Annotated in this window: 18 protein-coding genes; 10 read left to right on the forward strand and 8 right to left on the reverse strand. The window is 73.5% G+C overall.

What is annotated here, in order from left to right; translation table 11 throughout:
• Nucleotides 1-97 precede the first annotated feature (97 nt).
• The gene (locus tag IE274_RS08130) at nucleotides 98-973 is read left to right on the forward strand and encodes an SMP-30/gluconolactonase/LRE family protein (RefSeq protein WP_229909364.1); all 876 of its coding nucleotides are present in this window, start codon (nucleotides 98-100) and stop codon (nucleotides 971-973) included.
• A gap of 41 nt (nucleotides 974-1014) precedes the next feature.
• Here the strand turns inward: IE274_RS08130 and IE274_RS08135 are convergent, their stop codons facing one another.
• The 3 genes from IE274_RS08135 to IE274_RS08145 all read right to left on the reverse strand — a co-directional run bounded on the left by IE274_RS08135 (nucleotide 1015) and on the right by IE274_RS08145 (nucleotide 3570).
• Nucleotides 1015-1809 (reverse strand): thioesterase II family protein, encoded by a 795-nt coding sequence (locus tag IE274_RS08135; protein ID WP_190114938.1) that lies wholly within the window; start codon nucleotides 1807-1809, stop codon nucleotides 1015-1017.
• A 237-nt stretch (nucleotides 1810-2046) separates the two neighbouring features.
• Entirely contained in the window at nucleotides 2047-3063 is a 1017-nt protein-coding gene (locus IE274_RS08140) for a DUF5954 family protein (RefSeq protein WP_190114939.1), read from the reverse strand.
• 96 nt (nucleotides 3064-3159) lie between these two features.
• Nucleotides 3160-3570, reverse strand: coding sequence for a tautomerase family protein (locus tag IE274_RS08145; RefSeq protein ID WP_190114940.1), 411 nt, complete (start codon nucleotides 3568-3570; stop codon nucleotides 3160-3162).
• Between the two features lie 178 nt (nucleotides 3571-3748).
• Here IE274_RS08145 and IE274_RS08150 point away from each other — a divergent pair, with 178 nt between their 5' ends.
• Nucleotides 3749-4120: a hypothetical protein gene (locus IE274_RS08150; protein ID WP_229909365.1), complete on the forward strand. Its 372-nt coding sequence runs from the start codon at nucleotides 3749-3751 to the stop codon at nucleotides 4118-4120.
• 11 nt (nucleotides 4121-4131) lie between these two features.
• On the opposite strand, the gene IE274_RS08155 is transcribed toward IE274_RS08150, so the two are convergent.
• Nucleotides 4132-4884 carry a class I SAM-dependent methyltransferase gene (locus IE274_RS08155; RefSeq protein ID WP_190114941.1) on the reverse strand — a complete coding sequence of 251 codons (753 nt, stop codon included), beginning with the start codon at nucleotides 4882-4884 and terminating at the stop codon, nucleotides 4132-4134.
• A 41-nt stretch (nucleotides 4885-4925) separates the two neighbouring features.
• Nucleotides 4926-5933, reverse strand: a complete 1008-nt coding sequence (locus tag IE274_RS08160; protein ID WP_443732144.1) for a helix-turn-helix domain-containing protein — start codon at nucleotides 5931-5933, stop codon at nucleotides 4926-4928.
• 176 nt (nucleotides 5934-6109) lie between these two features.
• On the opposite strand from IE274_RS08160, the gene IE274_RS08165 reads away from it, so the two are divergent.
• Nucleotides 6110-7003: an NAD(P)-dependent oxidoreductase gene (locus tag IE274_RS08165; protein ID WP_190114943.1), complete on the forward strand. Its 894-nt coding sequence runs from the start codon at nucleotides 6110-6112 to the stop codon at nucleotides 7001-7003.
• A 113-nt stretch (nucleotides 7004-7116) separates the two neighbouring features.
• On the opposite strand, the gene IE274_RS08170 is transcribed toward IE274_RS08165, so the two are convergent.
• Nucleotides 7117-7746: an RDD family protein gene (locus IE274_RS08170; protein ID WP_229909366.1), complete on the reverse strand. Its 630-nt coding sequence runs from the start codon at nucleotides 7744-7746 to the stop codon at nucleotides 7117-7119.
• Between the two features lie 385 nt (nucleotides 7747-8131).
• Here IE274_RS08170 and IE274_RS08175 point away from each other — a divergent pair, with 385 nt between their 5' ends.
• The 6 genes from IE274_RS08175 (at nucleotide 8132) to IE274_RS08205 (ending at nucleotide 16895) form a co-directional block, all read left to right on the forward strand.
• The gene (locus tag IE274_RS08175) at nucleotides 8132-8518 is read left to right on the forward strand and encodes a PPOX class F420-dependent oxidoreductase (protein WP_190114944.1); all 387 of its coding nucleotides are present in this window, start codon (nucleotides 8132-8134) and stop codon (nucleotides 8516-8518) included.
• Between the two features lie 306 nt (nucleotides 8519-8824).
• Nucleotides 8825-11053 (forward strand): MMPL family transporter, encoded by a 2229-nt coding sequence (locus IE274_RS08180; RefSeq protein WP_190114945.1) that lies wholly within the window; start codon nucleotides 8825-8827, stop codon nucleotides 11051-11053.
• 238 nt (nucleotides 11054-11291) lie between these two features.
• Nucleotides 11292-11882 carry a hypothetical protein gene (locus IE274_RS08185; RefSeq protein WP_190114946.1) on the forward strand — a complete coding sequence of 197 codons (591 nt, stop codon included), beginning with the start codon at nucleotides 11292-11294 and terminating at the stop codon, nucleotides 11880-11882.
• Between the two features lie 222 nt (nucleotides 11883-12104).
• On the forward strand, nucleotides 12105-14924 hold the full coding sequence (locus tag IE274_RS39310; RefSeq protein ID WP_229909368.1) for a PEP/pyruvate-binding domain-containing protein: 2820 nt from the start codon (nucleotides 12105-12107) through the stop codon (nucleotides 14922-14924).
• Nucleotides 14921-15838, forward strand: a complete 918-nt coding sequence (locus tag IE274_RS08200; protein ID WP_190114947.1) for a hypothetical protein — start codon at nucleotides 14921-14923, stop codon at nucleotides 15836-15838. Before IE274_RS39310 ends, IE274_RS08200 begins: the two co-directional genes overlap by 4 nt.
• Before the next feature lie 367 nt (nucleotides 15839-16205).
• Entirely contained in the window at nucleotides 16206-16895 is a 690-nt protein-coding gene (locus IE274_RS08205) for a fused DSP-PTPase phosphatase/NAD kinase-like protein (protein WP_190114948.1), read from the forward strand.
• Here the strand turns inward: IE274_RS08205 and IE274_RS08210 are convergent.
• Together IE274_RS08210 and IE274_RS08215 are read right to left on the reverse strand one after the other, a co-directional pair.
• A complete protein-coding gene (locus IE274_RS08210; RefSeq protein ID WP_190114949.1) occupies nucleotides 16879-18234 on the reverse strand; it encodes a tyrosine-protein phosphatase in 1356 nt (451 codons plus the stop codon). The two genes, IE274_RS08205 and IE274_RS08210, sit on opposite strands and share 17 nt — an antisense overlap.
• Before the next feature lie 285 nt (nucleotides 18235-18519).
• Nucleotides 18520-19317: an arylamine N-acetyltransferase family protein gene (locus tag IE274_RS08215; RefSeq protein ID WP_190114950.1), complete on the reverse strand. Its 798-nt coding sequence runs from the start codon at nucleotides 19315-19317 to the stop codon at nucleotides 18520-18522.
• Nucleotides 19318-19569: 252 nt separating this feature from the next.
• Here IE274_RS08215 and IE274_RS08220 point away from each other — a divergent pair, with 252 nt between their 5' ends.
• Complete coding sequence (locus IE274_RS08220) at nucleotides 19570-21843, forward strand: MMPL family transporter (protein WP_190114951.1); 2274 nt, start codon at nucleotides 19570-19572, stop codon at nucleotides 21841-21843.
• Nucleotides 21844-21845: the final 2 nt, after the last annotated feature.

The raw sequence follows: 21845 nt of genomic DNA on the forward strand, positions 1-21845 counted from the left end.
ACGGGTTGGATGGGCCCCAGGGGGCGTGAGCCGTGGCCATGGATCGCGGCGGGCGCCCGGCCCCGGCCGAGGCGGGGCCCCGACGAGAGGTGGAGCGGTGGCGAAGGGTGAGACGGTGACGAAGTGGAATCCGGTCGTCGAGGTCGCGGTGCACGAGTGGGCCGAACTGGGCGAGGGCCCCACCTGGGACCCGGCCGCCGACCGGCTGATCTGGGTGGACATCCTCAACTCCCGTGTCCACACCTACGACCCGGCGAGCGGCCGCCGCACGGTGCTCGCCACGGAACAGCACGTCGGCGCCGCCAAGCCGCGGGCCGGCGGCGGCATCGTCGTCAACCTCCGCGACGGCATCGGGCTCTACGGTCCGGACGGCGCCTTCGCCTGGCTGGTGCGCGACCCGGTCGCCGGACGGCGCGGCAACGACGCGGCCGTCGCCCCGGACGGCGCGCTCTGGGCGGGCACCATGCGCTATGACGAAGCGCCCGGCGGCGGTGGCCTCACGCGCGTCACGGCGGACGGCACCGTGACCGAGGTGTTCCCTGACGTGGCCGTCAGCAACGGCACCGGCTGGAGCCCCGACGGCACGCTCATGTACTACGTGGACAGCCCCACGCGGCGCGTCGACGTCTGCCGCATGGACGGCCGACGACCGGTCGAGCGGCGGGAGTTCGCCGTGATCGCGGACTCGGACGGCTTCCCGGACGGCTTGACCGTGGACGCCGACGGCTGCGTGTGGGTGGCGCTCTGGGACGGCGGGCAGGTGCGGCGCTACACCCCGGACGGGGCGCTGGACCGCGTCCTGCGCCTCCCGGTGGCGCGCCCCACGGCCTGCGCGTTCGGCGGCCCGGACCTGCGCGACCTGTACGTCACGTCGGCCCGGACCGGCCTGGACCGCCCGCACCCGATGGCGGGCTCGGTCCTCGTGGTCCAGAACGCGGGCCAGGGCCTGCCGGGGACGGCCTTCGCGGGCTGACGCCCGGGGAGCCGGGGCCGTCCCGCAACGGGGCGCAGAGCTCAGACGGTGCGACCGGCGAACATCGAGGAGATGACGCGCTCCGCCTGGTCGGCCAGGTAGAAGTGGTCGCCGGGCAGCACCAGGGCGGAGAAGTCACCGCTGCCCGCGTCGCGCCACGCCTCCACGTCCTCCGGCGACACCTCGATGTCCTGGTCGCCCGTGAGCACGCCGATGGGGCAGCGGAGCCGCGCCGCCAGGTCCGGCCGGTACGTCTCGATCAGGCGGTAGTCGGCGCGTATCGCGGGCAGCACCATCTCGCGCAGGTCGGGGTCGTCGAGGAGCTGCGGGTCGGTGCCGCCGAGCTGCTTGATCTCGTCGACGAGCCGCTCCTCCGGCAGTAGATGGGTGGTCCCGGGACGGTGGCGGCGCGGACCCTGGCGGCCGGACACGAACACCTGCCGGGGCGCGGGACCCGGCCCCGCCTCCAGGCGCAGCGCCGTCTCCCAGGCCAGCGCCGCGCCCATGCTGTGGCCGAAGAAGACCAGGTCCCGATCGGGGCGCAGGCCCGCCCGCAGCGCCTCCGTGACCGCGTCGGCCAGCTCCGTCATGGTTCCGATCGGCCGCTCCGCGATCCGGTCCTGACGGCCCGGGTACTGGACCGCGACCAGCTCCACGTCCAGCGGCAGCAGCTTCGCCCACGGCGCGAAGAAGGAGGCGGTGCCGCCCGCGTGCGGGAAGCACACCAGGGTGGTCCGGGCACCGGGGCGCGGCTGGGTGCGGCGCAGCCAACGGGGGGTGGGAGCGGCCGAGTCGCCACCGGGGCGGTGGGCGGTCGGGTTCGGTTCGGTGGTCATCAGCACTCCGTCGAGCAGCTAGGCGGTCGGGCCGCGGTTCAAGTGGTCGCCCGCGCGACGGAACCAGAAGCGGGGCAAGTGCCGCAACCTGGGGTGGCGGTTCGGTCGGCGCCCGAACCGCTACCCCGGACCGGTGTCCCGTACACACAGATGTCCGGTTGCCCGGACGCCGGGGAGCCGGAACCGGTGCGGTGCCGATGGTGTTTTGTGGCGGTGTGAGTCGTTCCGCGACAGCGCTCACTCGTCGTAGTGGATGACCCCGTCCGCGTCCATCGTCGGATGCAGCTTCATGGGCTCCGTCGTCTCCATGTCCGAGGGGCGCGCCGACTCGGGCCCGTCGGTGCCGATCCGGACCATGCGTTCCACGCGGCAGATGCGGAAGCACCGGTCGCGCACGACCACCTGGTTGGCGCGGCCCGCCGCCTTGAAGTCCTCGGCGGCGCGGCGGAATGCGGTGCGTTCGGCGTCGTCGAAGTCGTACAGGAGCGGCCACAGCTCGGTCATGCCGTGGACGAGCAGCCGCCGGGCGTCGTGCGGGGTGGGCATGAGGGCGCCGCGCGGCCGCCACCGCTCGCCCCGGCGCTCGGCGACGCCGAAGCTGACCGGGAGCAGGACGACCTCCGGGTAGTCCCGGGCGGCCAGCTCGGAGTCCTTGCGGAGCGGCGGCGGGAGGTGGCCGCCCGAGTAGGTGAAGCCGCGCAGCGCGATCCGCAGTGCCCCCGCCATCAGGCCCTCGGCGCTGTTCGGGCCGAGCGTGAAGCCGATGTCCTGCGAGGGCGGCGAGGGGCGGTCCGCCCAGGACACGTCGCCCGGTTCGGGGTCGGTGGGCCGCGGCGGTTCGAGGCCGTCCGCGCCGGCGCGCGCGAACTCGTCGCCGCGGATGATCCGGTAGCGCGTGCCGAGCACGGTGACCTCGTTGACCGTCTCGCGTTCGAGCCGCGCCACGGCCGCGAGCAGCGCCCGCCGCTGCTCCGGGTCGTCGGTCCCGTCCTTCGCCTTGAACCACAGCAGGGAGTTGAGGCCGTCCCGGGCCTGTTGGGGCGTGCCGTCGGTGACGTCGCCGAGCAGCCGCCATGGCTCCTCGGCGCCGGTCGCCCGGGCGGCAAGACCGAAGACCGGTCCGCGCACGGCTAGTTGTGGGTACAGATACGAGGCATCCACCGCGTCGGCCTCGCTGACCCACGCGGCCGGGTCGTCACGGCGGACCAAGTCGCTGTGCAGCGCGTCGATCTGCCGCTTCCAGTCGTCAGGCATGGGTGCATTGTCCCGACTCGCGGCGTCCGGCGCGGGCCGCGTCACGCGGGAGCATGACGATGTCGCCGAACGCCGGGCGCGCGGAGCGGGAGTGCCCTATAGGGGCCCGGCGCCCCGGTGCGGCGGCTCGGCGTACTGCGCGACGCCGTTGCCGAGCGACCAGTCGATCGACTCGTTCTCGGTCACGGTGACGAACACGTTCCGCGGCTCCGTGTCCGCGTACTCCTGGGCGAGTTCGGCGATCCGCCGGTAGAGCGCCCGCTTCCGGTCGGGGGTGCGGCCCGCGCGCATGGTGATCGCCACGTACACGATGCCGCGGTCCCGGCGTACGCCGAGATAGTCGTCGTACCGCAGCGTGCTGCCCCCGCCGGTGTGGCCGTTGAGCACCTGGAAGCGGTCGTCGGCCGGGATGCCGATGGTCTCCACGAGTGCGTCGTGCACGGCCCGGCCGAGGGCGTCGAGGCGCTCGGGTCCGGCCTCCAGGGCGTCTATGCGGACAAAAGGCATGGCGGTGGTCCCTTCGCTGGTCCCTGCGGCGCGCAGGCGGTGGCCTGCGCGCCGAGTGTCTTGTACATACTAGTAGGTACAGATGCTTTGCCGATCACCGCGCAGGCGCTAACGTCGGCGTCCGGGGAATCGATCAAGTGAGCCGTCGGGGGCGACGGGTGCGGGGGAGAGGCGGAACGTGTCCGACAGGGAGAAGACGGCCGACGTGGCGCACGCGGCGGGCATCGGCGCCGACACGACCACCGTCACCGATGCGGACACCGCCGACGACGTGAGCCGCGCGGACGCCACCGCCCCCGTCGAGATGCCGTGGTGGGCCGGTTTCGGCCCGGTCGGCGGAGTCGTCCTCATCCTGCTCGGCGTCGGCGGCGCGCTCTTCCTGTTCCTCGGCGGCTTCGACGTCGAAGGCCACCTGATGATGCTGCACGGCGCGGCCAAGTTGGTGGCCGTCGGCCTCGTCGTCGTGGGGACGACGCTGCTCGCGCGCAGCCGCGGCGTCGGCGGGGGCCACGGCGGGGCGGACGACGCGGTCGAGAGCGACGGGCCGTAGGCGAAGCCGCCCTACGGAGCGGGGGCCTCGGCGGCGGCGTCCTTGCGGAACAAGCCCGTCCACAGGAACGGCTCGCCGAAGTACGCCGACTCGGGCGGCTCGTCGCGCATCCGGCACAGCTCGACCTCGGTGAGGTCGGAGAAGATCCAGCGCAGCGACTCCGCGGTGTAGGCGAGGCCGCCCTGGAGTCCGGAGCCGCCGTAGAGGTCGGCGTCGGGGAGTTCGGAGCCCATGCCGCCCGCCGCGAAACAGGTGAGGCCGAAGTGGCCGCCGGGCGCGAGGGCGCGTTCCAGCAGGGCGAGGTAGCTGACGCGGCGGTGCGGCGGCAGATGGTGGAAGCAGCCCGAGTCGTAGACCAGGTCGTACGGTCCGTCCAGCACGGCGGGGTCGAGCGCGAACGCGTCGCCGAGGTGGAAGCGGACCTCCGCCCCGGCCGCACGGGCGCGCTCCCTCGCCCAGGCGAGCGCGGCGGGCGAGACGTCGACGGCGTCCACGGCGAAGCCGAGCGCGGCCAGGTGCAGGGCGTTGCGGCCCGGACCGCAGCCCAGTTCGAGGGCGCGCCCCGGCTGGACGAGGCCCCGTTCGACGTACGAGGCGAGGCTCGCGTCGGGCTTCGCCACGAAGAACGGCACCGGCTTGGACCGGTCGGCGTAGAAGCCGTCCCACCAGTCGCCCGCGTCCGCCGTCCAGCGGTCGGCCCCCGGCGCGAACAGCCCGTCGAGCAGCTTCAACACGTCGTCCACGGTGCGTATGTTCCGGTCCATCCGAACCCCTTTCCCGAGGGGCCGAGACTATCGACGCGCCGTCAGGCGGGCCGCGCCGGCGCCCGGTCGGGCACGGCCGCGCTCAACTGCGGGAACGCGCGGCGGTAGTCGCTCGGGGACACGCCGACCTGCTTCAGGAAGTGGTGGCGCAGGTTGTTCGCCGTGCCGAGGCCGCTGAGTTCGCCGACCTTCTCGATGGGCAGACCGGTGGACTCCAGGAGGCTCTGGGCGCGCGCGAGGCGCTGGTTGAGGAGCCACTGCAGGGGTGTCGTGCCGGTGGCGGCCTGGAGGCGGCGGTAGAAGGTGCGCGGGCTCATCGCCGCGCGCCGCGCCAGATCCGTCACCGTCAGCGGCTGGTCGAGGCGCTCCCGGGCCCACTCCAGGACGGGGCTGAGGCCCGCGTCGTCCGTGGCGGGCACCGACAGATCGATGAACTGGGCCTGCCCGCCCGGCCGGTGGGCGGGCACCACCATGCGGCGGGCGAGCTGGTTGGCGACGTGCGCGCCGAGGTCACGGCGTACGAGATGCAGGCACAGGTCGAGACCCGCGGTCAGGCCCGCGCTGGTCAGGACGTCGCCGTCGTCCACGTACAGGACCGAGTCGTCGACCCGCACTCGCGGGTGGCGGGCGGCGAGTTGGGCCGTGTGCTGCCAGTGCGCGGTGGCCCTGCGGCCGTCGAGGAGGCCCGCCGCGGCGAGCGCGAAGGCGCCGTTGCACAGCGAGACCATGCGGGCGCCCGCCGCGTGGGCGCGGCGCAGCGCGTCGACGAGGCCGGGCGGCAGCGGCGCGCCCTCCTCGAGGCAGGCGTCCGGCACCGACGGCACGATGACGGTGTCCGCGCCCACCAGGTCGTCGAGCCCGTACGGCGTGCGCAGCGAGAAGCCCGCCCCCGTGGCGGCGTCGTCCTCCCCGCCGCCGGTGATCCCGCACAGCCGCAGGTCGTACCAGGGGTCGGCCAGGTCCGGCTGGGGCTTGCCGAACACCGTGCACGGGATGCTCAGTTCGTACAGGTCCCACGACGGGACCCCGATCTCCTCGGTCACGACCACCGCGACAGAACCAGCGCTCATGCGGCCGAGAATACGGCGCCCGCCGCACTGGCAGGAATTTGGTGGGCACCGGCACCACCGTCACTGTCGGGGTCCTCGGCGCGCTGCGAGGGTGGTCCGTACGTGATCAACGTGATCAGCCGCCCAAAGGCGGAGCTTTGAGGAGTAACCACGCAATGAGCGCAGAACGACGCGCCCCTGTGACCGTCATCGGACTCGGCAACATGGGCACGGCCCTAGCCGCCGCCTTCCTGGAGCACGGCCACCCGACCACCGTCTGGAACCGTTCGCACGAGAAGACGAAGGCCCTCGCCGAGCGTGGCGCGCGGGTCGCGGCGACGCCCGCGGAGGCGGTGACCGCCGCCGAGCTGGTGATCGCCTGTGTGCTCGACTACGACGCGCTGCACACCGTGCTCGACCCGGTCGCCGACCGGCTCCCGGGCCGCGCCCTGGTGAACGTCACCTCCGGATCGCCGGAGCAGGCCCGCGACTTCAGGGACTGGGCCGAGGGCCAGGGCGCCGGCTACCTCGACGGCGCCATCATGACCACGCCGCCCGGCGTCGGACGGCCGGACATGATGTTCCTCTACAGCGGTTCGCGGGACACCTTCACCGCGCACAAGGAAACCCTGGACGTCCTCGGCGACGCGCTGTTCCTGGGCCCGGACCCGGCGGTCGCCTCGCTGTACGACGCCGCGCTGCTCGGCCTCATGTGGTCCACGTTCACCGGCTGGCTGCACGGCACGGCGCTCGTCGGCGCGGACAAGGTGGCCGCCACGGAGTTCACCGCGCTCGCGAACCGCTGGCTCGGCGGCGCGGTGAGCGGCTTCCTCACGCGGTACGCGGCGCAGGTGGACGAGGGCCGCTACCCGGGCGACGACGCGACCGTCGACGTACAGATCGGGGCCATCGACCACCTCATCCACGCGGCGGCCGACCGGGGCGTCGACAACGCGCTGCCGGAGCTGCTGCAGGCGACCATGCGGCGGGCGCAGGCGGCGGGGCACGGCGGGGACAGCTACGCGAGCGTGATCGAGGTGCTGCGGGGGAGCGGCGGGGCCAAGGCCTAGGGCCGTCCGACGGGTCGACGCGGCGGGGGCGCGCGGGCTTGAGCGGGCGGCCCGGCGCCCGGACCTTCGGAACGCGGGGTGGCGTCGGCCCGACCGGGGCCGACGCCACCGCGTCACCAGCTGGTGAGGTTCCGTTGGGGCTGGTCGGGCTCGCGCCGGGCGGAGGGCAGCCCGGCGAATCCGGGGGAGTCCACGGCCGTACCGGCGACGCGGTCCGCGAGCGAGCGGGACGACCGCGAGAGCACCGGGAGCACGTTCAGCAGGAACAGGGCGACTGCCGCGATCCAGCACAGCACGGACAGGACGAGCCAGCCCTGCACCAGCAGGCAGCAGGCCAGCGCGTACACCGCGACGTCGGCCGCGGTGGTGACGGCCGCCCGCACCGCGGTGCGCGAGGGTGTGCGCGGCGTGACGCGCAAGCCCATCAGGGCCTTGCCCAGCGTCCGGCCGGTGCAGGTGAGCGTGAGCCACTGGTAGAGGAAGGTGAGCACGATCAGGGCCAGGAAGCCCTGTTGGACGTAGCCCACCGCGTCCTTCCACAGCGAGTCGACCACGTTCCCGGCCGCTCCCTGGGCGTCGCCCCCGGACTTGACGAAGTGCCAGCTGCCCTTGGTCATCAGCTCGGGCACATCGGTGATGAGTGCCGAGATGCGATGGAAGGTCAGGACCGCGAGCCCGCAGGCCGCCGCCACCACCAACGCGAAGTCGATGAGCCAGGCACCGACACGGCGAGAGTTCGGCACGGATGATCCCCCAAGACTGCTGTCCCCCGGTGTCCCCCGGCGGTGTCTCCCGGTCTGACTCCGGATCACGATAGCAACAGCGGCGCCGTCCCTCAGGCGGTCGATGGAGACGGTCCCGGGGGCACTCCCGTCCCTCAACTCCATTGCCATACCGTCAAGATGACGCTGTATCCGGTGGTGCGACGGGGAACGAATGGTGCTCGTGGGACACGACCCCACGGCTTTGCTCCTCGCGCGGTCCGAGGGTGGGACACAGCCGGTTCGACGGGTTCTCGGCGAACTCCCGCGGCGTGCCGCAGCGCACGCGGAACTCATCGCTCCGGCACGCGCCCGCCGACGTCATCATCACGCCAATACCGCCCGGCGCGTCCCTAGACTCCACGGCATGGACACCTCGCGGCTCGACCGCCTCGCCCAGGGCAAGTACGTACTGGTCACCAGCTACCGCAAGAACGGCACCGGGGTGCCGACGCCCGTCTGGGTGGTGCGGGACGGCGACGCGCTCGGGATCTGGACGGTGACGGACAGCTGGAAGGTGAAGCGGATCCGGCGCCGGGCGGACGTGCTCGTCGGTCCCTGCGACGTACGCGGCAATCCGACGGGGGATCAGGTTCCGGCCACCGCCGAGATCTGTGACTCGACGACGACTGCGCGTTACCGCAGACTCCTCGTGCGCAAGTACGGCCTGACCGGGAGGATGGTCCTGCTCGGCAGCAGGCTGCGGCGTGGGGTGAACGGCACAGTGGGTGTCCGTGTCACCCTGGTTCCGTGATCAACAACACGGCCTCTGTCCCGAATTGAGGCGCATTGTGGGCAAGTTGGTGTCCGAGAGACGCAGATCACACCGTTCTTGACCCTTTGGTACATGAGACCTACACGGACTCTGCGCGTCTCCTACCCGAGGATGAGCTGCCCCTGTCAGGACTACACCGGTCGTGGGCCGATAGTCCGGCCCGCAGTCTGACTTCCGTGGCAGAACCGGCAGTCACGATGGAGGGGATCCTGCCGACCTGTACTGACGTGCCGCTGGCGCTGACGAAGGTCGTCTCTGCCAATCCCGACGGGAGTCCCTTTCGCCGTGGCTACGTTCCTCTACAAACTGGGCCGCCTCGCCTTCAGGCGACGCGGATGGATGGCACTCATATGGGTGCTTCTGTTCGTCGGCGCCGGCTTCGCGGCCTCAGCGGCTCCCGCAGCACCCGCCGACACCTTCTCCATGCCGGGCACGGAGTCGCAGAAGGCCTTCGACCTGCTCGACGAGCGCTTCCCGCAGACGAACGCCGACGGCGCCACCGCCCGCGTAGTCGTCCGCGCCCCCGGCGGCGAGAAGATCAGCGCCGCCGAGAACAAGGCGAAGGTCGAGAAGCTGGTCGACCGCCTGGGCAAGGGCGCGAAGGTCTCCAAGGTCGACGACCCGTTCAAGGTGGGCGCCGTCAGCAAGGACGGCACCACCGCCTACGCGACCGTGTCCTACAAGGTCACCGGCACCGAGCTGAGTGACAAGAACAAGGACGCGCTGGTCGACATCCTGAAGGACACCCGCAAGGGCGGTCTGACCGTCGAGGCGGGCGGTGACGCCGTTCCCACCGAGCAGTCGATGGGCGGCAGCGCCGAGCTGATCGGCATCGCGGTCTCCGCGGTGGTCCTGCTCATCACCTTCGGCTCGATGATCGCCGCGGGCATGCCGATCCTGACCGCCCTCATCGGCGTGGGCATCGGCATCTCCAGCATCACGGCGCTCGCCAGCACCCTGGAGCTGTCCAGCACCACCTCGACGCTCGCGATGATGATCGGTCTCGCGGTCGGCATCGACTACGCGCTGTTCATCGTGTCCCGCTACCGAGCGGAGATCGCCGAAGGACGAGAACCGGAGGACGCGGTCGGCCGCGCCGTCGGAACCGCGGGCTCCGCAGTCGTCTTCGCGGGACTCACCGTCGTCATCGCGCTCGCCGGACTGATGGTCGTCAACATCCCGCTGCTCACCAAGATGGGTATGGCCGCAGCCGGCACGGTCGTGATCGCCGTGCTGATCGCGCTCACCCTCATCCCGGCGCTGCTCGGCTTCGGCCGCCGCAAGGTGCTGCGCCGCAAGGACCGCAAGAAGCCCTTCGGTACGCCGTTCACCGACGCGAACGCCAAGCCGAAGCTCGGCACCCGCTGGGCCCGGTTCGTGCTGCGCCGCCCGCTGATCGTGCTGCTGTTCGCCGTCGTCGGCCTCGGCGCCATCGCCGCCCCGGCCTCCAAGCTGGAGCTCGGCCTGCCCGACGAGGGCACCTTCGCGACGGACACCACCCAGCGCAAGGCGTACGACATGCTGTCGGACTCCTTCGGCAAGGGCTTCAACGGCCCGCTGACGGTCGTCGTCGACAAGGAGAAGGGCGCGGGCGCCGCGGCGAAGGACGTCGGCGAGGAGCTCAAGAAGTTCAACGGCGTCGTGAGTGTCTCCCCGGCCCTGCCGAACAAGGGCGACAACACGGCGACCATGACGGTCACGCCGAAGACCGGCCCGAGTGACGCCGACACGGAGAAGCTGGTCAAGAAGATCCGCTCCGACATCAGCGGTGTCGAGGGCAAGACCGGCTCCGAGGTCCTGATCACCGGCTCGACGGCCCTGACCATCGACTTCTCGCAGACCCTCGACGACGCCCTGATCCCGTACCTGGGTCTCGTCGTCGGCCTGGCCTTCCTGCTCCTGATGCTGGTGTTCCGCTCCATCCTGGTGCCGCTGAAGGCGGCCCTGGGCTTCCTCCTCTCGGTGCTCGCGGCGCTCGGCGCGGTCGTGGCGGTCTTCCAGCAGGGCCACCTCGCCGATGTCTTCGGCGTCGACCAGCCCGGCCCGATCATGAGCATGATGCCGATCTTCATGATCGGTGTGGTGTTCGGTCTCGCGATGGACTACGAGGTCTTCCTCGTCACGCGGATGCGTGAGGCGTACGTCCACGGGGCGCGCCCCGGCGAGGCAGTGGTCACCGGCTTCACCCACAGCGGACGCGTCGTCGCCGCTGCCGGTGTCATCATGATCAGCGTCTTCTCCGGCTTCATCATGGAGAACGACGACATGATCAAGATGATGGGCTTCGGCCTCGCGTCGGCCATCCTCTTCGACGCCTTCGTGGTCCGCATGGCGATCGTGCCCGCGGTGCTCGCACTGCTCGGCAAGTCCGCCTGGTGGCTGCCGCGCTGGCTGGACGCGCTCCTTCCGAACGTGGACGTGGAGGGCGAGAAGCTGCACAAGCAGCTCGGCGACGTGAACGGCGGGGCCGCGCCGCACAGCGACCCCGAGCGGGAGCTGCAGCGCGTGCGATGACGCGGTCGGCTCCGGTCGGCAGCGCACATTGAATCGCCTGTACTGGTACGGCGGCCCGGTGACCATCTCGGTCACCGGGCCGCTGTGCTGTGCGGGCGCGGTCGGCCGACCGCGCGGCCCGAGGTCCGGCTGCCGGTGCCGTCGGCGTCCGGCTGCCGGTGCGGGCGGCGTCCGCCTGATGGAGACTTCCCCGTGTCGGCCGGTGGCCGCCACAGGACCCCCCACCCCGGAGGTGCCCGTGCTGTTCAGCCAGGAGGCCCTGGCCCACATCGCCGCCGGTGAGGTCGACCTGGCGTTCCGGCGCTGGGCCCGGCCCGCCGTCCGGCCCGGCACACAGCTGCGTACCGCGGTCGGAGTACTCGCCGTCGACGCGGTGGCCGCCGTCGAGGAGAGCGCCGTCAGTGACCGCGACGCCCGCCGCGCCGGATACGCCGACCGCGCGAGCCTCCTCGCCGACCAGCGTCCCGGCGCCGACCGCACCCTCTACCGCGTCACCCTCCGCCGCGTCGGCGCCGACCCCCGCATCGGCCTGCGCGCGGACACGGACCTCTCCGCCGCCGACCTGGACGCCATCGTCACCGCCCTCGGCCGGATGGACGCCCGCAGCGGCCACGGCCCGTGGACCACCGCCACCCTCGAACTCATCGCCGCGCACCCCGCCGTCCGCGCCGCCGACCTCGCCGAGCGGGCGGGCCGCGAGAAGCTCCCCTTCGAGTCCGACGTCCGCAAGCTGAAGGAACGCGGGCTGACGGAGAGCCTGGACGTCGGCTACCGCTTGTCGCCGCGCGGGCGCCTGGTCCTCGACCACCTCCGGGGCGGGCGGGACTGACGCCGGGGCCTCGGCCCGGGGGAACCGCGCCGATCGGCACCGAAGAGACGATTCGGCTCGATTCGTGCGGGCGCGAACTCAACTTCGCTGTGACGACACGCGTCCGTGCTAAGGACTGGACCGTTTTCAGCCCGGCTGCCAGGCCCTTCGTCCCGCGCGGAGCGGTGTCGTGTGCCCGGCGGACGGGGGCCCGGGGGTGTGCTCGCGCGGAGGGGGTTGCCCATGATCGACGTCGACGGGGACCGGCTCGCGGTGGTCGCTCTGGACGCCCGGCGGGCGCGGGACGCCCGGGTCGCCGGGGCGAAGGCGGCGCATCTGGCGCGGGCGGCCGGGGCGGGGTTGCCGGTGCTGCCGGGGTTCGTGGTGGCGGCCGCGGACGAGGGTGCTGGGGCGCCGGAGGACGGGGGAGCGCCGGGGGGCGGGGGAGCGCTGCGGGGCGGCGGAGTGCCGCAGGGCGATGGTGAACTGCGGCGCGCCTGGGAGCAGTTGAGCGACGGCGGTACGCGACCGCTCGTCGTCCGGTCGTCCTCCGCGTACGAGGACGGCGCCGAGTCGTCCCTGGCGGGGCTGTTCGAGACGGTGCTCGACGTGCACGGCTGGGACGCGTTCACCGACGCCGTGCGGCGGGTGCTCCGCTCCGCGCGCCGTGTCCCCGAACGGCGCCCGGCGGACGCAGGGGACGCGGAGGGCGCGGCGGACGGCGGTGCCGGTGCCGCCCGCTCGGACATGGCCGTGCTGGTGCAGCCCATGGTGCGTGCCGTCGTCGGCGGGGTGATGTTCGGCGCGGACCCGCTCGCGGGGCGGTACGACCGGGTGCTCGTCAGCGCCGTGCCCGGCGGCCCCGACCGGCTGGTCGACGGCAGCGTCGACGGCGTGCGCTACCACCTCACCCGCCGCGCCCGCCTGGTCCGCACCGAACCCGCCGAGCCGCGCGGCACCCGCCTCCTCGGCCGCGGCCGACTGCGTCGCCTGGTGCGCCTCGCCCGCCTGGCGCAGCGGGAGTTCGGCGGCCCGCAGGACATCGAGTTCGGCTTCGACGCGGACGACCGGCTGTGGCTGTTCCAGACCCGCCCGATCACGGCGATGCCCACGGCCCCGCCCCGCGGCGCCCGCCTGCTCGGCCCGGGGCCTGTGGCCGAGACCTTCCCCGGCGTCGTACAGCCGCTGGCGGAGGACCTGTGGCTGGCCCCCATGTCGTACGGCCTGACGCTCGCCCTTGACCTCACGGGCTCGGCCCCGCGCGGGCTGCTGCGCCGACTGCCCGTCGTCACAGCCGTCGACGGGCGCGCGGCCGCCGACCTGAGACTCCTCGGCGCGGCCCCCGCACGCCACCCCGCCCTCGCCTTCCTCAACCCCGCCCCGGGCGCCCGCCGTGCCGGAGCGGCCTGGCGGACCGGGCGGCTGCGCGCCGCCCTGCCGATGCTGGCCGTCGACCTCATGGCCGATGTGGACCGGTACCTGAGTGAACTGCCGCCCCCGGACGCGATGTTGAGCGGACGGCTGTTCGCCGCGGTGTCCTGGGGCCGTACGGTCCTGGCGTCGCTGCACGCCCAGGAGTCCCTGGCCGGGGCCCTGTTGGCGCAGGACTCGGGTGCCACTGCCGTCGGCGAGGCGCTGGCGGTGCTGTCCGAGGTGCGTGCCGCTGGCGCGGTCCTGGCCGTCCTGCCCGAGGCGCGCGCCGCGGGCGAGGCCCGGGCTGACCTGTCCGGGGTGCGTGCCGCTGGCGAGGTCCCGGCCGACCTGTCCGAGGTGCGTGCCGCCGCACCTGACAGCGTGCGGCGCGTCGCCGGATCCGACGGCGCACGGCGCGTCGCCGAACCCGAAAGCGCGCGGCGCGCCGCCGGATTCGACAGCGCGCGATGCGTCGCCGAGTCTGACGACGTACGGCACGTTGCCGAGCCTGATGTCGCGCGCCACCGTGCCGTGCCTGATGCCGCGCGTCACCGTCCCGCGCTGGACGTCGCGCGGCTCACCGCCGACCCGGACGACGCGAGGCTCATCGCCCGGCACCCCGTCCTGCTCTCCCTGCTCCCGCCGTCGCTCGGCCCGCGCCCGCCGCTGCCCGCGCGCACCGCGTGGGCCGGGGTGCCGCGCGGCACGGCAGCGCTCCCGCCCCGCGAAGGCCTGCGGCTGCGCATCCGCTGGGTGCAGGAGATGCAGGCGAGCATGGTGCGCGAGATCGCCCACCGCTTCACGGCGGCCGGGCTCATCGACGACCCGTCCCGCGCGGCCCTGCTGCGCTGGTCCGAGCTGACGGCCGCGAGCGACGGCGCGGGCCTCCCCGCCGACCTCCCCGAACGGCTGCCCCGCCCGCACCGCCCCGCCCTGCCCGCCGTGTTCCGCCTCGCCGCCGGATGCCCGGTGCCCGAACCGCCCAGGCGCGGCAAGAGGACTCCCGGCCAGGGCGCGGGCGGCGGCTACGGCTCGGGCACCGCCTGGCACGGAACCGGCACCCCGCCCCGACACGCGATCCTGATCGTCCGCACCCTCGACCCGTCCTTGGCCCCCCTCCTCCCCGGCCTCACCGCCCTGGTGGCCGAGACCGGCAGCGTCCTCTCCCACCTCGCCGTCCTGGCCCGCGAGTACCGGGTGCCCACGGCGGTGGGGGTCCGCGACGCGCTCGACCGGTTCCCGGAGGGGACGCGGATATCTGTGGACGGGGGGACGGGGGAGGTGGTGCGGCGGATGGCCATGGCGGAGGCGACCGCTGCGACGGGCATGACGTCCGTGCCGGAGGCGACTGGCCCGGCGGAGTCGGCGACGACCGGGACACCGCACCCGCCCCTGGCCCGAGCGACAGGGGGGACCGCCATGACGGACGTGGCGGACGGGGCGTCCGGGGTCGATCCGATGTCCAGGCCGGAGGCGGCCGTCTCCGAGGTCCCGCCCCCACCCCTGGCCCCGGACGCTCCGGCACGCCCCATGACGACTTCCGGCCCCGACGCGTCGCCCAGCTCCCCCGACGACACCGGCGCCGCCCCGCCCGACCGTACGGACTACCGGCCCAACTGCCCCGACTACCGGGAGGGCATGGCCTCATGAAATACGTGAGCTATCTCCTCGGCGGTCTCACCGCCGCCGCGGCCGCCGCCTACAGCGTCGTCTACCTCACCCGCTGGGAGTGGCAACGCGCCCTCATCTGCGGGGTGTTGCTCCTGGTCGTGGAGGTCCTCCTCGGCTGCGCCGTGCTCTTGAGCCGCATCGGGCGCCTTGAGCACCGGGTGGCCGACACGGGGGAGCGCACCGAGGAGGTGTGGCGGCGGCTGCGGGAGTCCGGTGACGAACAGGACGTACGGTTCCGGTGGTTGGAGTCGCGTGAGCCCGACGGTGCCCACCGCACGTACGTCTTCGTGCCCGTCCTGATGGTCGCCGGAGTGCTCCTGTCCGGCGTCGCCTGGGTCGTCCAGCGGATCTCGGCGGCCACCGCCCGGCCCGGAGCGGAGCGTCGGCTCGCCGGGCGCCTCGCTCCGCTGGCCGCGCCGCCGCGCGAACTCATCGGCCGCGCGCCGGAGTTGGAGGACAGGCCCGCCGTCCCGGCGCCCCGCACGGCCCGCGTGCTCATCCTGACCGCCGTGGTCGCCGCCTGCGGGCTGCTCCTCGCCCTCCTCGTGGACACGCTGTCCGATGCCACCCAGACCCGCCCGGGCAAGTCGGCGGGCTCGGCCGCGACCACCCTCGTCTATCAGGTCGAGGTGCACGGCACCGACGACGCGAACGCCCGCGCCCTGGCCGCGCGCGAGCTGTGGGAGCGGTGCCGCCGCGCCACCGCCGCCCTCAACGTGCGGGCCCCGCTGACCCGTCTCGACACGGACGTCTGGGCCGGAGTGATCCGCCCCGCCCTGTCCGAGCACGACGTGATGCGACTCAGCGGCTGCCTCACCGACGCGACCGCCCATCGCGCCCGCGCCCGAGTCCTCGGTGAGAGCCAGGTGCAACCGGCCCGGCGGGAGGGGTGAGTGCCCGGGGGGGGGGCCGGGAAGGGCGGGAAGGCCGGGAGAAGGGGGAGGGGTGGGCCGGGGTGGAGACGTACCGCTGTCGCCGTACCTCGGGTGCCCAACTCCCTTGATGTCAGGGCGAGTTAGTGATGTCGATGAGCCCGGTGAAGCAGTCGTACGCGGTCACGGGACCCCGCCCGCGCAGGTAGCCTGAAAGGCGTCTGTCTTTCCTCCCGGCCCGACCTGGCGTGCGCCCCTGCGTACTCCATCAGGTGGTGACCGCTTGTCTCCCGCGTCCCCGACCCCCTCTTCCCCGAGCCCTTCGCCGCCCGCGGCCCCACGCCCTTCCGGGGCCCTGCCCGCCCGCGCCGCCGCCCTCCTCGGGGCCGTGCGCGCCGCCGGTGCCCGGGCGCGCGGTGGACTCACACCCCGGCGGCGGCTCACCCGCAGAGCGCTGAAGACCGTCGGCGCCTGTGTCCTCGGCTACACCGTGTTCTGGCTCACCTCGGCCCTCGGCGTCCTCGCCGTGTCGGCCTGGGCGGGCGAACATGCACCGGCTGACGGCGAGTTGGCGGGCATCCGGCACTTCCAGCAGGTCGACGAGCGGCTCTGGCGCGGCTCCGCGCCCAGCGCGTCGGGCTACCGCGCGCTCGTCGCGCACGGCATCCACACCGTCGTGGACCTGCGCGCGGAGGACCTGAGCGCCAGGGCCCTCGCACAGCCGAAGCGCGCCGGGCTGCACGTCGTCCGGATGCCGATCCGCGACGGACAGACCCCCGACGGCCGCCAGGTCGACCAGTTCCTGCGCGTCGTCGCGGACGCGCGCGGGCCGGTCTTCGTGCACTGCGGCGCGGGCGTCGGCCGCACCGGCTCGATGACCGCCGCGTACCTCGTCCGCACCGGCCAGGCCACGCCCGGCCAGGCGGCGCTGCGCACGGTCGCCGTGGGCCCGCCCTCGCTGGAGCAGATCTACTACGTGCTCAGTGCCGACCGGAACGCGAGCCGGCAGCCACCCGGCGTGGTCTCGCTGGTCAGCCGGCTCGCCGACGCGCCGCGCCGGATCAAATCGTCGCTTTGAGCCGCCACTGACCACTGCGGTGCGGGTCGGCGCCGCTCACCCGCGGCCGCTCGCCGTCGGCCGCGTGCTCGTCGAGCGGCCGCTCGGCGTCGCGGACCCGCTTCTGCAGCAGTGTCGCCGCGAAGTTCCCGGCCACCCCGCCGTCCTTCCACGGCTGTTCGCCGACCACGTCGAAGCCCGCGGCGGTGTAGTACGCCCGCAGCCGCGGATTGCTGGTCCGGCAGTCGAGGCGGCACAGGCCCCGCCCCGCGGCGCGGATGCGGCGTTCGGCGTGCGCGAGCATGCGGCGGCCGGTGCCGGGCGGCGCCACCCGGCGGTCGGTCATCAGGCAGTGCACATAGCCGGCCGTGGGCGGCTGCGGACCCCAGGTCGCCGGGTCGTCCCACCACAGCTCCCAGGCGCCCGCGACCGGCCCGTCCGGGCCGAGCGTCGCCATCCAGATCTCGCTGTCCGCGAGCCGCGCCCGGAAGTGCTCCTCGCCCAGCTCGCCCGGCTTCCACTGCGCGATGCCCTGCGCGATCTGCCAGCGGGCCGCCTCGTCCCGCAGCCGTACGAGGACGGGGACGTCGGCCTCGTCGGCGCGCCGGAACGACAGCTCGCGCCCCGCCGCCGGCTCCAGGAGGTTGCGGCGCAGCCCGGCCGCCAATTCCTCGTCGGCGCCGAGCAGCCGCTCGGCGTACCCGCGCAGGGACCCGTACCGCCCGGACGCTCCCGCGAGGAACAGCCGCATCACCTCGGCGGGCGCGCGGCCGAAGCCGAGCCACGTCGGCTCCGCGCCGGGGTGGGCGGCGCGCCAGTCCGCGGCCAGGCGGTCACTGGCGAGTTCGGTGAGCGCGTAGTCCTCGACGATGTCGGCCTCGGCGACGCCGAGCAGGGCGAGCACGAGGGCGGCGAGCAGGCCGGTGCGGTCCTTGCCGGACGCGCAGTGGAAGACCACCGGGCCGGAGCCGTCGTCGGCGAGCACTTCGAGGGCGCGGCGCAGCTCTTTCGCGCCATCCTCGGCGACCGCGAGATAGCGCTCGGCGAGGTACGGCCCGACGGCCGTGTCGGGGCCCAACGACGGCTGGTCGTAGGGGCGGTGTTCGATGCTCAGGTGGTGGTAGGCGAGCGTCGGGTGCGCGGGCACCCGGCCGTCGGCCTCGATCTCGGCGGGGCGGCGCAGATCGATGACGGTGCGGACACCCCGGGCGAGGAAGCGGTCCCAGTCGGCGTCCCGCAGTTTGCTCAGCGAATCGGACCGGTACACCTGCTCCCAGCGCACCGCACGGCCGTCCTCAGTGACATAGCCGCCCAGGTCACGGAAGTTGTGCAGCCGTTCGAAAGGTATGTGTCTCTTCACAGTGCAGCAGCCTACGTCCGGCGGGACCGCGAACGCCGCGATGAACATCACCGCCTGCGTGCGCGTGCCCTTCCCGCCAAGAGGGCTGGACAACGGGGCCCGCCCGTGCTGCGCCACGGGGTCGGCGGGACCCGCGCGGGAACGGTCCGGCACGGGCTCCGCGGGCCCGGCCCGGCGCCGGTCCGTGCGCCGCCGATCCGTCCCGATGTCTTGTCGCAAGGACGCCGGGCGGGCCCGCCGAACCTACCTGGAAGATCCTCCTCCGGACAGCGCGCTCCCGTCCGGCTACCGCCCGCCGACCCGCACCGGCTTCGCCACCTGCGGCACCTCGTCCAGGACGATCCCGAAGTGCTTCTCGTACGCGGCGAGGACCTCGGCGTCGGTGGCCAGTTCCGTGACGTCCCGCTCGCCGCCGGTGGTGACGGTGAGCTTGCCGCCGCTGAGGGTGACCCGGCCCGTATCGGTGACCAGGGTGCACACGGTGGAGCGCGTGAAGTGCGACTTCGGGGAGGTGCGGTGGTACCACGCCCCGGCCGTGAAGTCGGCCAGCTCGCGCGGGCGTTGGTCGATCACGTACTGCGGCCTGCCGTCCTTGACGACGTCGAGGTCGCCGCCGGGCGCCGCCGCGACGCGGAACGTGCCGCCGGGGTCCGCCTGGTCCCCGCGCTCGGTGAGGTCGAGGGGGAAGTGGCTGTGGGTGCCGAAGCCGACGTCGGCGAGCCAGTCCCCGCCGCCCTCGGTACGCACCCGCAGCGCCAGGTGGTCGTACGGAATGCCGGGGCGGCCCTCGTCCCCGTACACCCGGGCCTGCAGCAGCGTGACCTCGAAGCGGAGCGCGGTCAGGAGCGCGGCGAAGGCGCCGTTGAGTTCGTAGCAGAACCCGCCGCGGCGCCCGTCGACGACCTTGGACACCAGGTCCTGCTCCGTGAGGCCGACCTCCTGGCCGAGGTGGATGGCGAGGTTCTCGAAGGGGACGCTGCGCAGATGGGCGAGGTGCAGCTCGCGCAGGGCCGACGAGGTCGGGGCTGCGGGGCGGTCGACGCCGATGCGTCGCAGATAGGCGGCTGTCCGCGCGGTATCCATGGGGCAAGTCTCACCGGGGGTGACGGGGGAGTCCACCGAGGGGATGGGTCCGCCCCGTCCTGTAGTGCGCAGGCACCAGGACCCGCGGGTGGCTGGTCCGGTCGCACCAGGACACGTGCGCGGCTGGTCCGGGCGCACCAGGGGAAGACGGCGGCGGCGGACGATGCCCGGAAGGACGCCGGAAGCAAGGGTTGGAGACGCGCGCATTCCGCGCGTTTCCCCTTGCCTAGCGGTGTCTGGAGTGATCTACAGGTGGCGACATTTCTCTACCGGATCGGACGGTGGGCCTTCCGGCGGCGCCGCCTCGTGGGCGGTCTGTGGCTGGGCGCCCTGGTGCTCGCCGTGGCGGCCGCCGCCCTGGCGCCGGCCGCGGAGGAAGAGGACCTCTCGATGCCCGGCACCGAGTCGCAGGAGGCGTTCGACCTGCTGGACGAGCGCTTCCCCGAGAGTAACTCCCAGGGCGCCGAGGCCCGCCTGGTGTTCCAGGCCCCGGACGGACAGCGGGTGACGGCCGGGGAGAACAGGGCGGCCGTCAACGACACGCTCGGCTCGCTGGCCGGGGGCGATCAGGTCGCGTCGACCACCGACCCCTACAAGACCGGCGCCGTCAGCAAGGACGGCACCATCGCCTACTCCACGATCACCTACAGCGCGGACACCGCCGACCTGACCGGGTCGACGAAGAGCGCCCTGGAGGCCGCCGCGGACCAGGCCCGGAACACCGGCCTGACCGTGGAGATCGGCGGCTCGGCCCTGGAGTCGGAAGAGGGACCGGGCGGTACGACGGAACTCATCGGCGTGGCGGTGGCGGCGGTCGTCCTGGTCCTCGCCCTCGGGTCGCTGGTCGCGGCCGGACTCTCGCTCCTCACCGCCTTCGTGGGCGTGGCCATCGCCTTCGGCCTGGTCTCCGCCCTCGCCGTGCCGCTGGGCCTGACGGACACCGTCGCCATCCTGTCGCTGATGCTGGGCCTCGCGGTCGGCATCGACTACGCGCTCTTCATCACCTCCCGCTTCCGCGACGAGCGCGCCCGGGGCAGCGAGCCGGAGGAGGCCGCGGGCCGGGCCGTGGGCACGGCCGGATCCGCCGTCGTCTTCGCCGGTGCGACCGTCTTCATCGCCCTGGTCGGGCTCGGCGTCGTCGGCATCCCCGAACTCACCAAGATGGGCCTGGGCGGCGCGGGCGCCGTGGCCCTCGCCGTACTCGTCGCACTGACGCTGGTCCCCGCGCTGTTCGGCTTCTTCGGCCGCCGGGTGCTGTCCCGTGCCGTCCGCAAGGCACCCGCGCGACGCGGGCCGGGCGGCGAGCCCCCGCACCAGATGCCCGGCGCGGCCGGTCGGCAGGGGCTCGGCACGCGGTGGGCGCGGTTCGTGCTGCGCCGCCCGGTGGCCGTGCTGCTGGTCGCCGGACTCGGTCTCGGCGCCGTCGCGCTACCGGCGCTGAGCCTCGAACTCGGGCTGCCCGGCGACGAGTCCAAGTCGGTGGAGACCACCGAGCGCCGCGCCTACGACCTGCTGTCGGACGGCTTCGGCCCCGGTTTCAACGGCCCGTTGACCGTGGTCGTGGACACCTCGGAGGCCGCGGCCACCCGGGCCGCCACGGACCGGGTCGTCACGACCGTACGGGGACTGGACGGGGTCGCGTCCGTCGGTGCGCCGGTGCTCAGCAAGAGCAAGGACACGGCCGTCCTCACCGCCGTGCCGCGGACCGCGCCGAACAGTGGCGAGACCAAGGACCTGGTGCACGCGATCCGGGGCGCGGTCTCCGGCGTCGAGGCCGACACGGGCGCCGCCGTCCTGGTGACCGGCACCACCGCGATGAACATCGACATCTCCGAAGCCATGTCCGACGCCCTCATCCCCTATCTGACCGTCGTCATCGGCCTTGCGGTGCTGCTGCTGATGGTGGTCTTCCGCTCGGTCCTGGTGCCGATCAAGGCCGCGCTCGGCTTCCTGCTGTCGGTGGGTGCCGCCTTCGGTGTCCTCGTCGCCGTCTTCCAGTGGGGCTGGGCGGCGGACCTGCTCGGCATCGAGCAGACCGGACCGGTCATGTCGCTGATGCCGATCCTCGTCATCGGCATCGTGTTCGGCCTCGCCATGGACTACGAGGTCTTCCTCCTCACCCGGATGCGGGAGGCCTACGTCCACGGCGCGAACCCCGGCGAGGCGATCGTCAGCGGCTTCCGGCACAGCGGACGGGTGGTGGCCGCGGCGGCGATCATCATGATCAGCGTGTTCGCCGGATTCATCGGGATGAGCAGCCCGACCATCCAGACGATGGGCGTCGGCCTGGCCGCCGCCGTCCTCTTCGACGCGTTCGTGGTCCGGATGGCGATCGTGCCCGCGGTCCTCGCGCTGCTCGGCCACCGGGCCTGGTGGCTGCCCCGTACGCTGAACCGTGTGCTGCCGAACGTGGACATCGAGGGGGAGAAGCTGAGCAGGCATGCCCCGGCGCTTGCGACCGTGCCGGACCTGACCGTGCCGGACGCGGCGGTGCCGCCGCTTCCCGTCGGCCGGCACCGGCACTGAGC

Source organism: Streptomyces flavofungini (genome assembly GCF_014650815.1).
In the GTDB taxonomy this organism is placed as follows: domain Bacteria; phylum Actinomycetota; class Actinomycetes; order Streptomycetales; family Streptomycetaceae; genus Streptomyces; species Streptomyces flavofungini.

Excerpts from the sequence above, each read along its gene's own strand:
- IE274_RS08135 (WP_190114938.1), bottom strand. The coding sequence starts at position 1,809 with ATGACCACCGAACCGAACCCGACCGCCCACCGCCCCGGTGGCGACTCG.
- IE274_RS08140 (WP_190114939.1), bottom strand. The coding sequence starts at position 3,063 with ATGCCTGACGACTGGAAGCGGCAGATCGACGCGCTGCACAGCGACTTG.
- IE274_RS08145 (WP_190114940.1), bottom strand. The coding sequence starts at position 3,570 with ATGCCTTTTGTCCGCATAGACGCCCTGGAGGCCGGACCCGAGCGCCTC.
- IE274_RS08155 (WP_190114941.1), bottom strand. The coding sequence starts at position 4,884 with ATGGACCGGAACATACGCACCGTGGACGACGTGTTGAAGCTGCTCGAC.
- IE274_RS08165 (WP_190114943.1), top strand. The coding sequence starts at position 6,110 with ATGAGCGCAGAACGACGCGCCCCTGTGACCGTCATCGGACTCGGCAAC.
- IE274_RS08175 (WP_190114944.1), top strand. The coding sequence starts at position 8,132 with ATGGACACCTCGCGGCTCGACCGCCTCGCCCAGGGCAAGTACGTACTG.
- IE274_RS39310 (WP_229909368.1), top strand. The coding sequence starts at position 12,105 with ATGATCGACGTCGACGGGGACCGGCTCGCGGTGGTCGCTCTGGACGCC.
- IE274_RS08200 (WP_190114947.1), top strand. The coding sequence starts at position 14,921 with ATGAAATACGTGAGCTATCTCCTCGGCGGTCTCACCGCCGCCGCGGCC.
- IE274_RS08215 (WP_190114950.1), bottom strand. The coding sequence starts at position 19,317 with ATGGATACCGCGCGGACAGCCGCCTATCTGCGACGCATCGGCGTCGAC.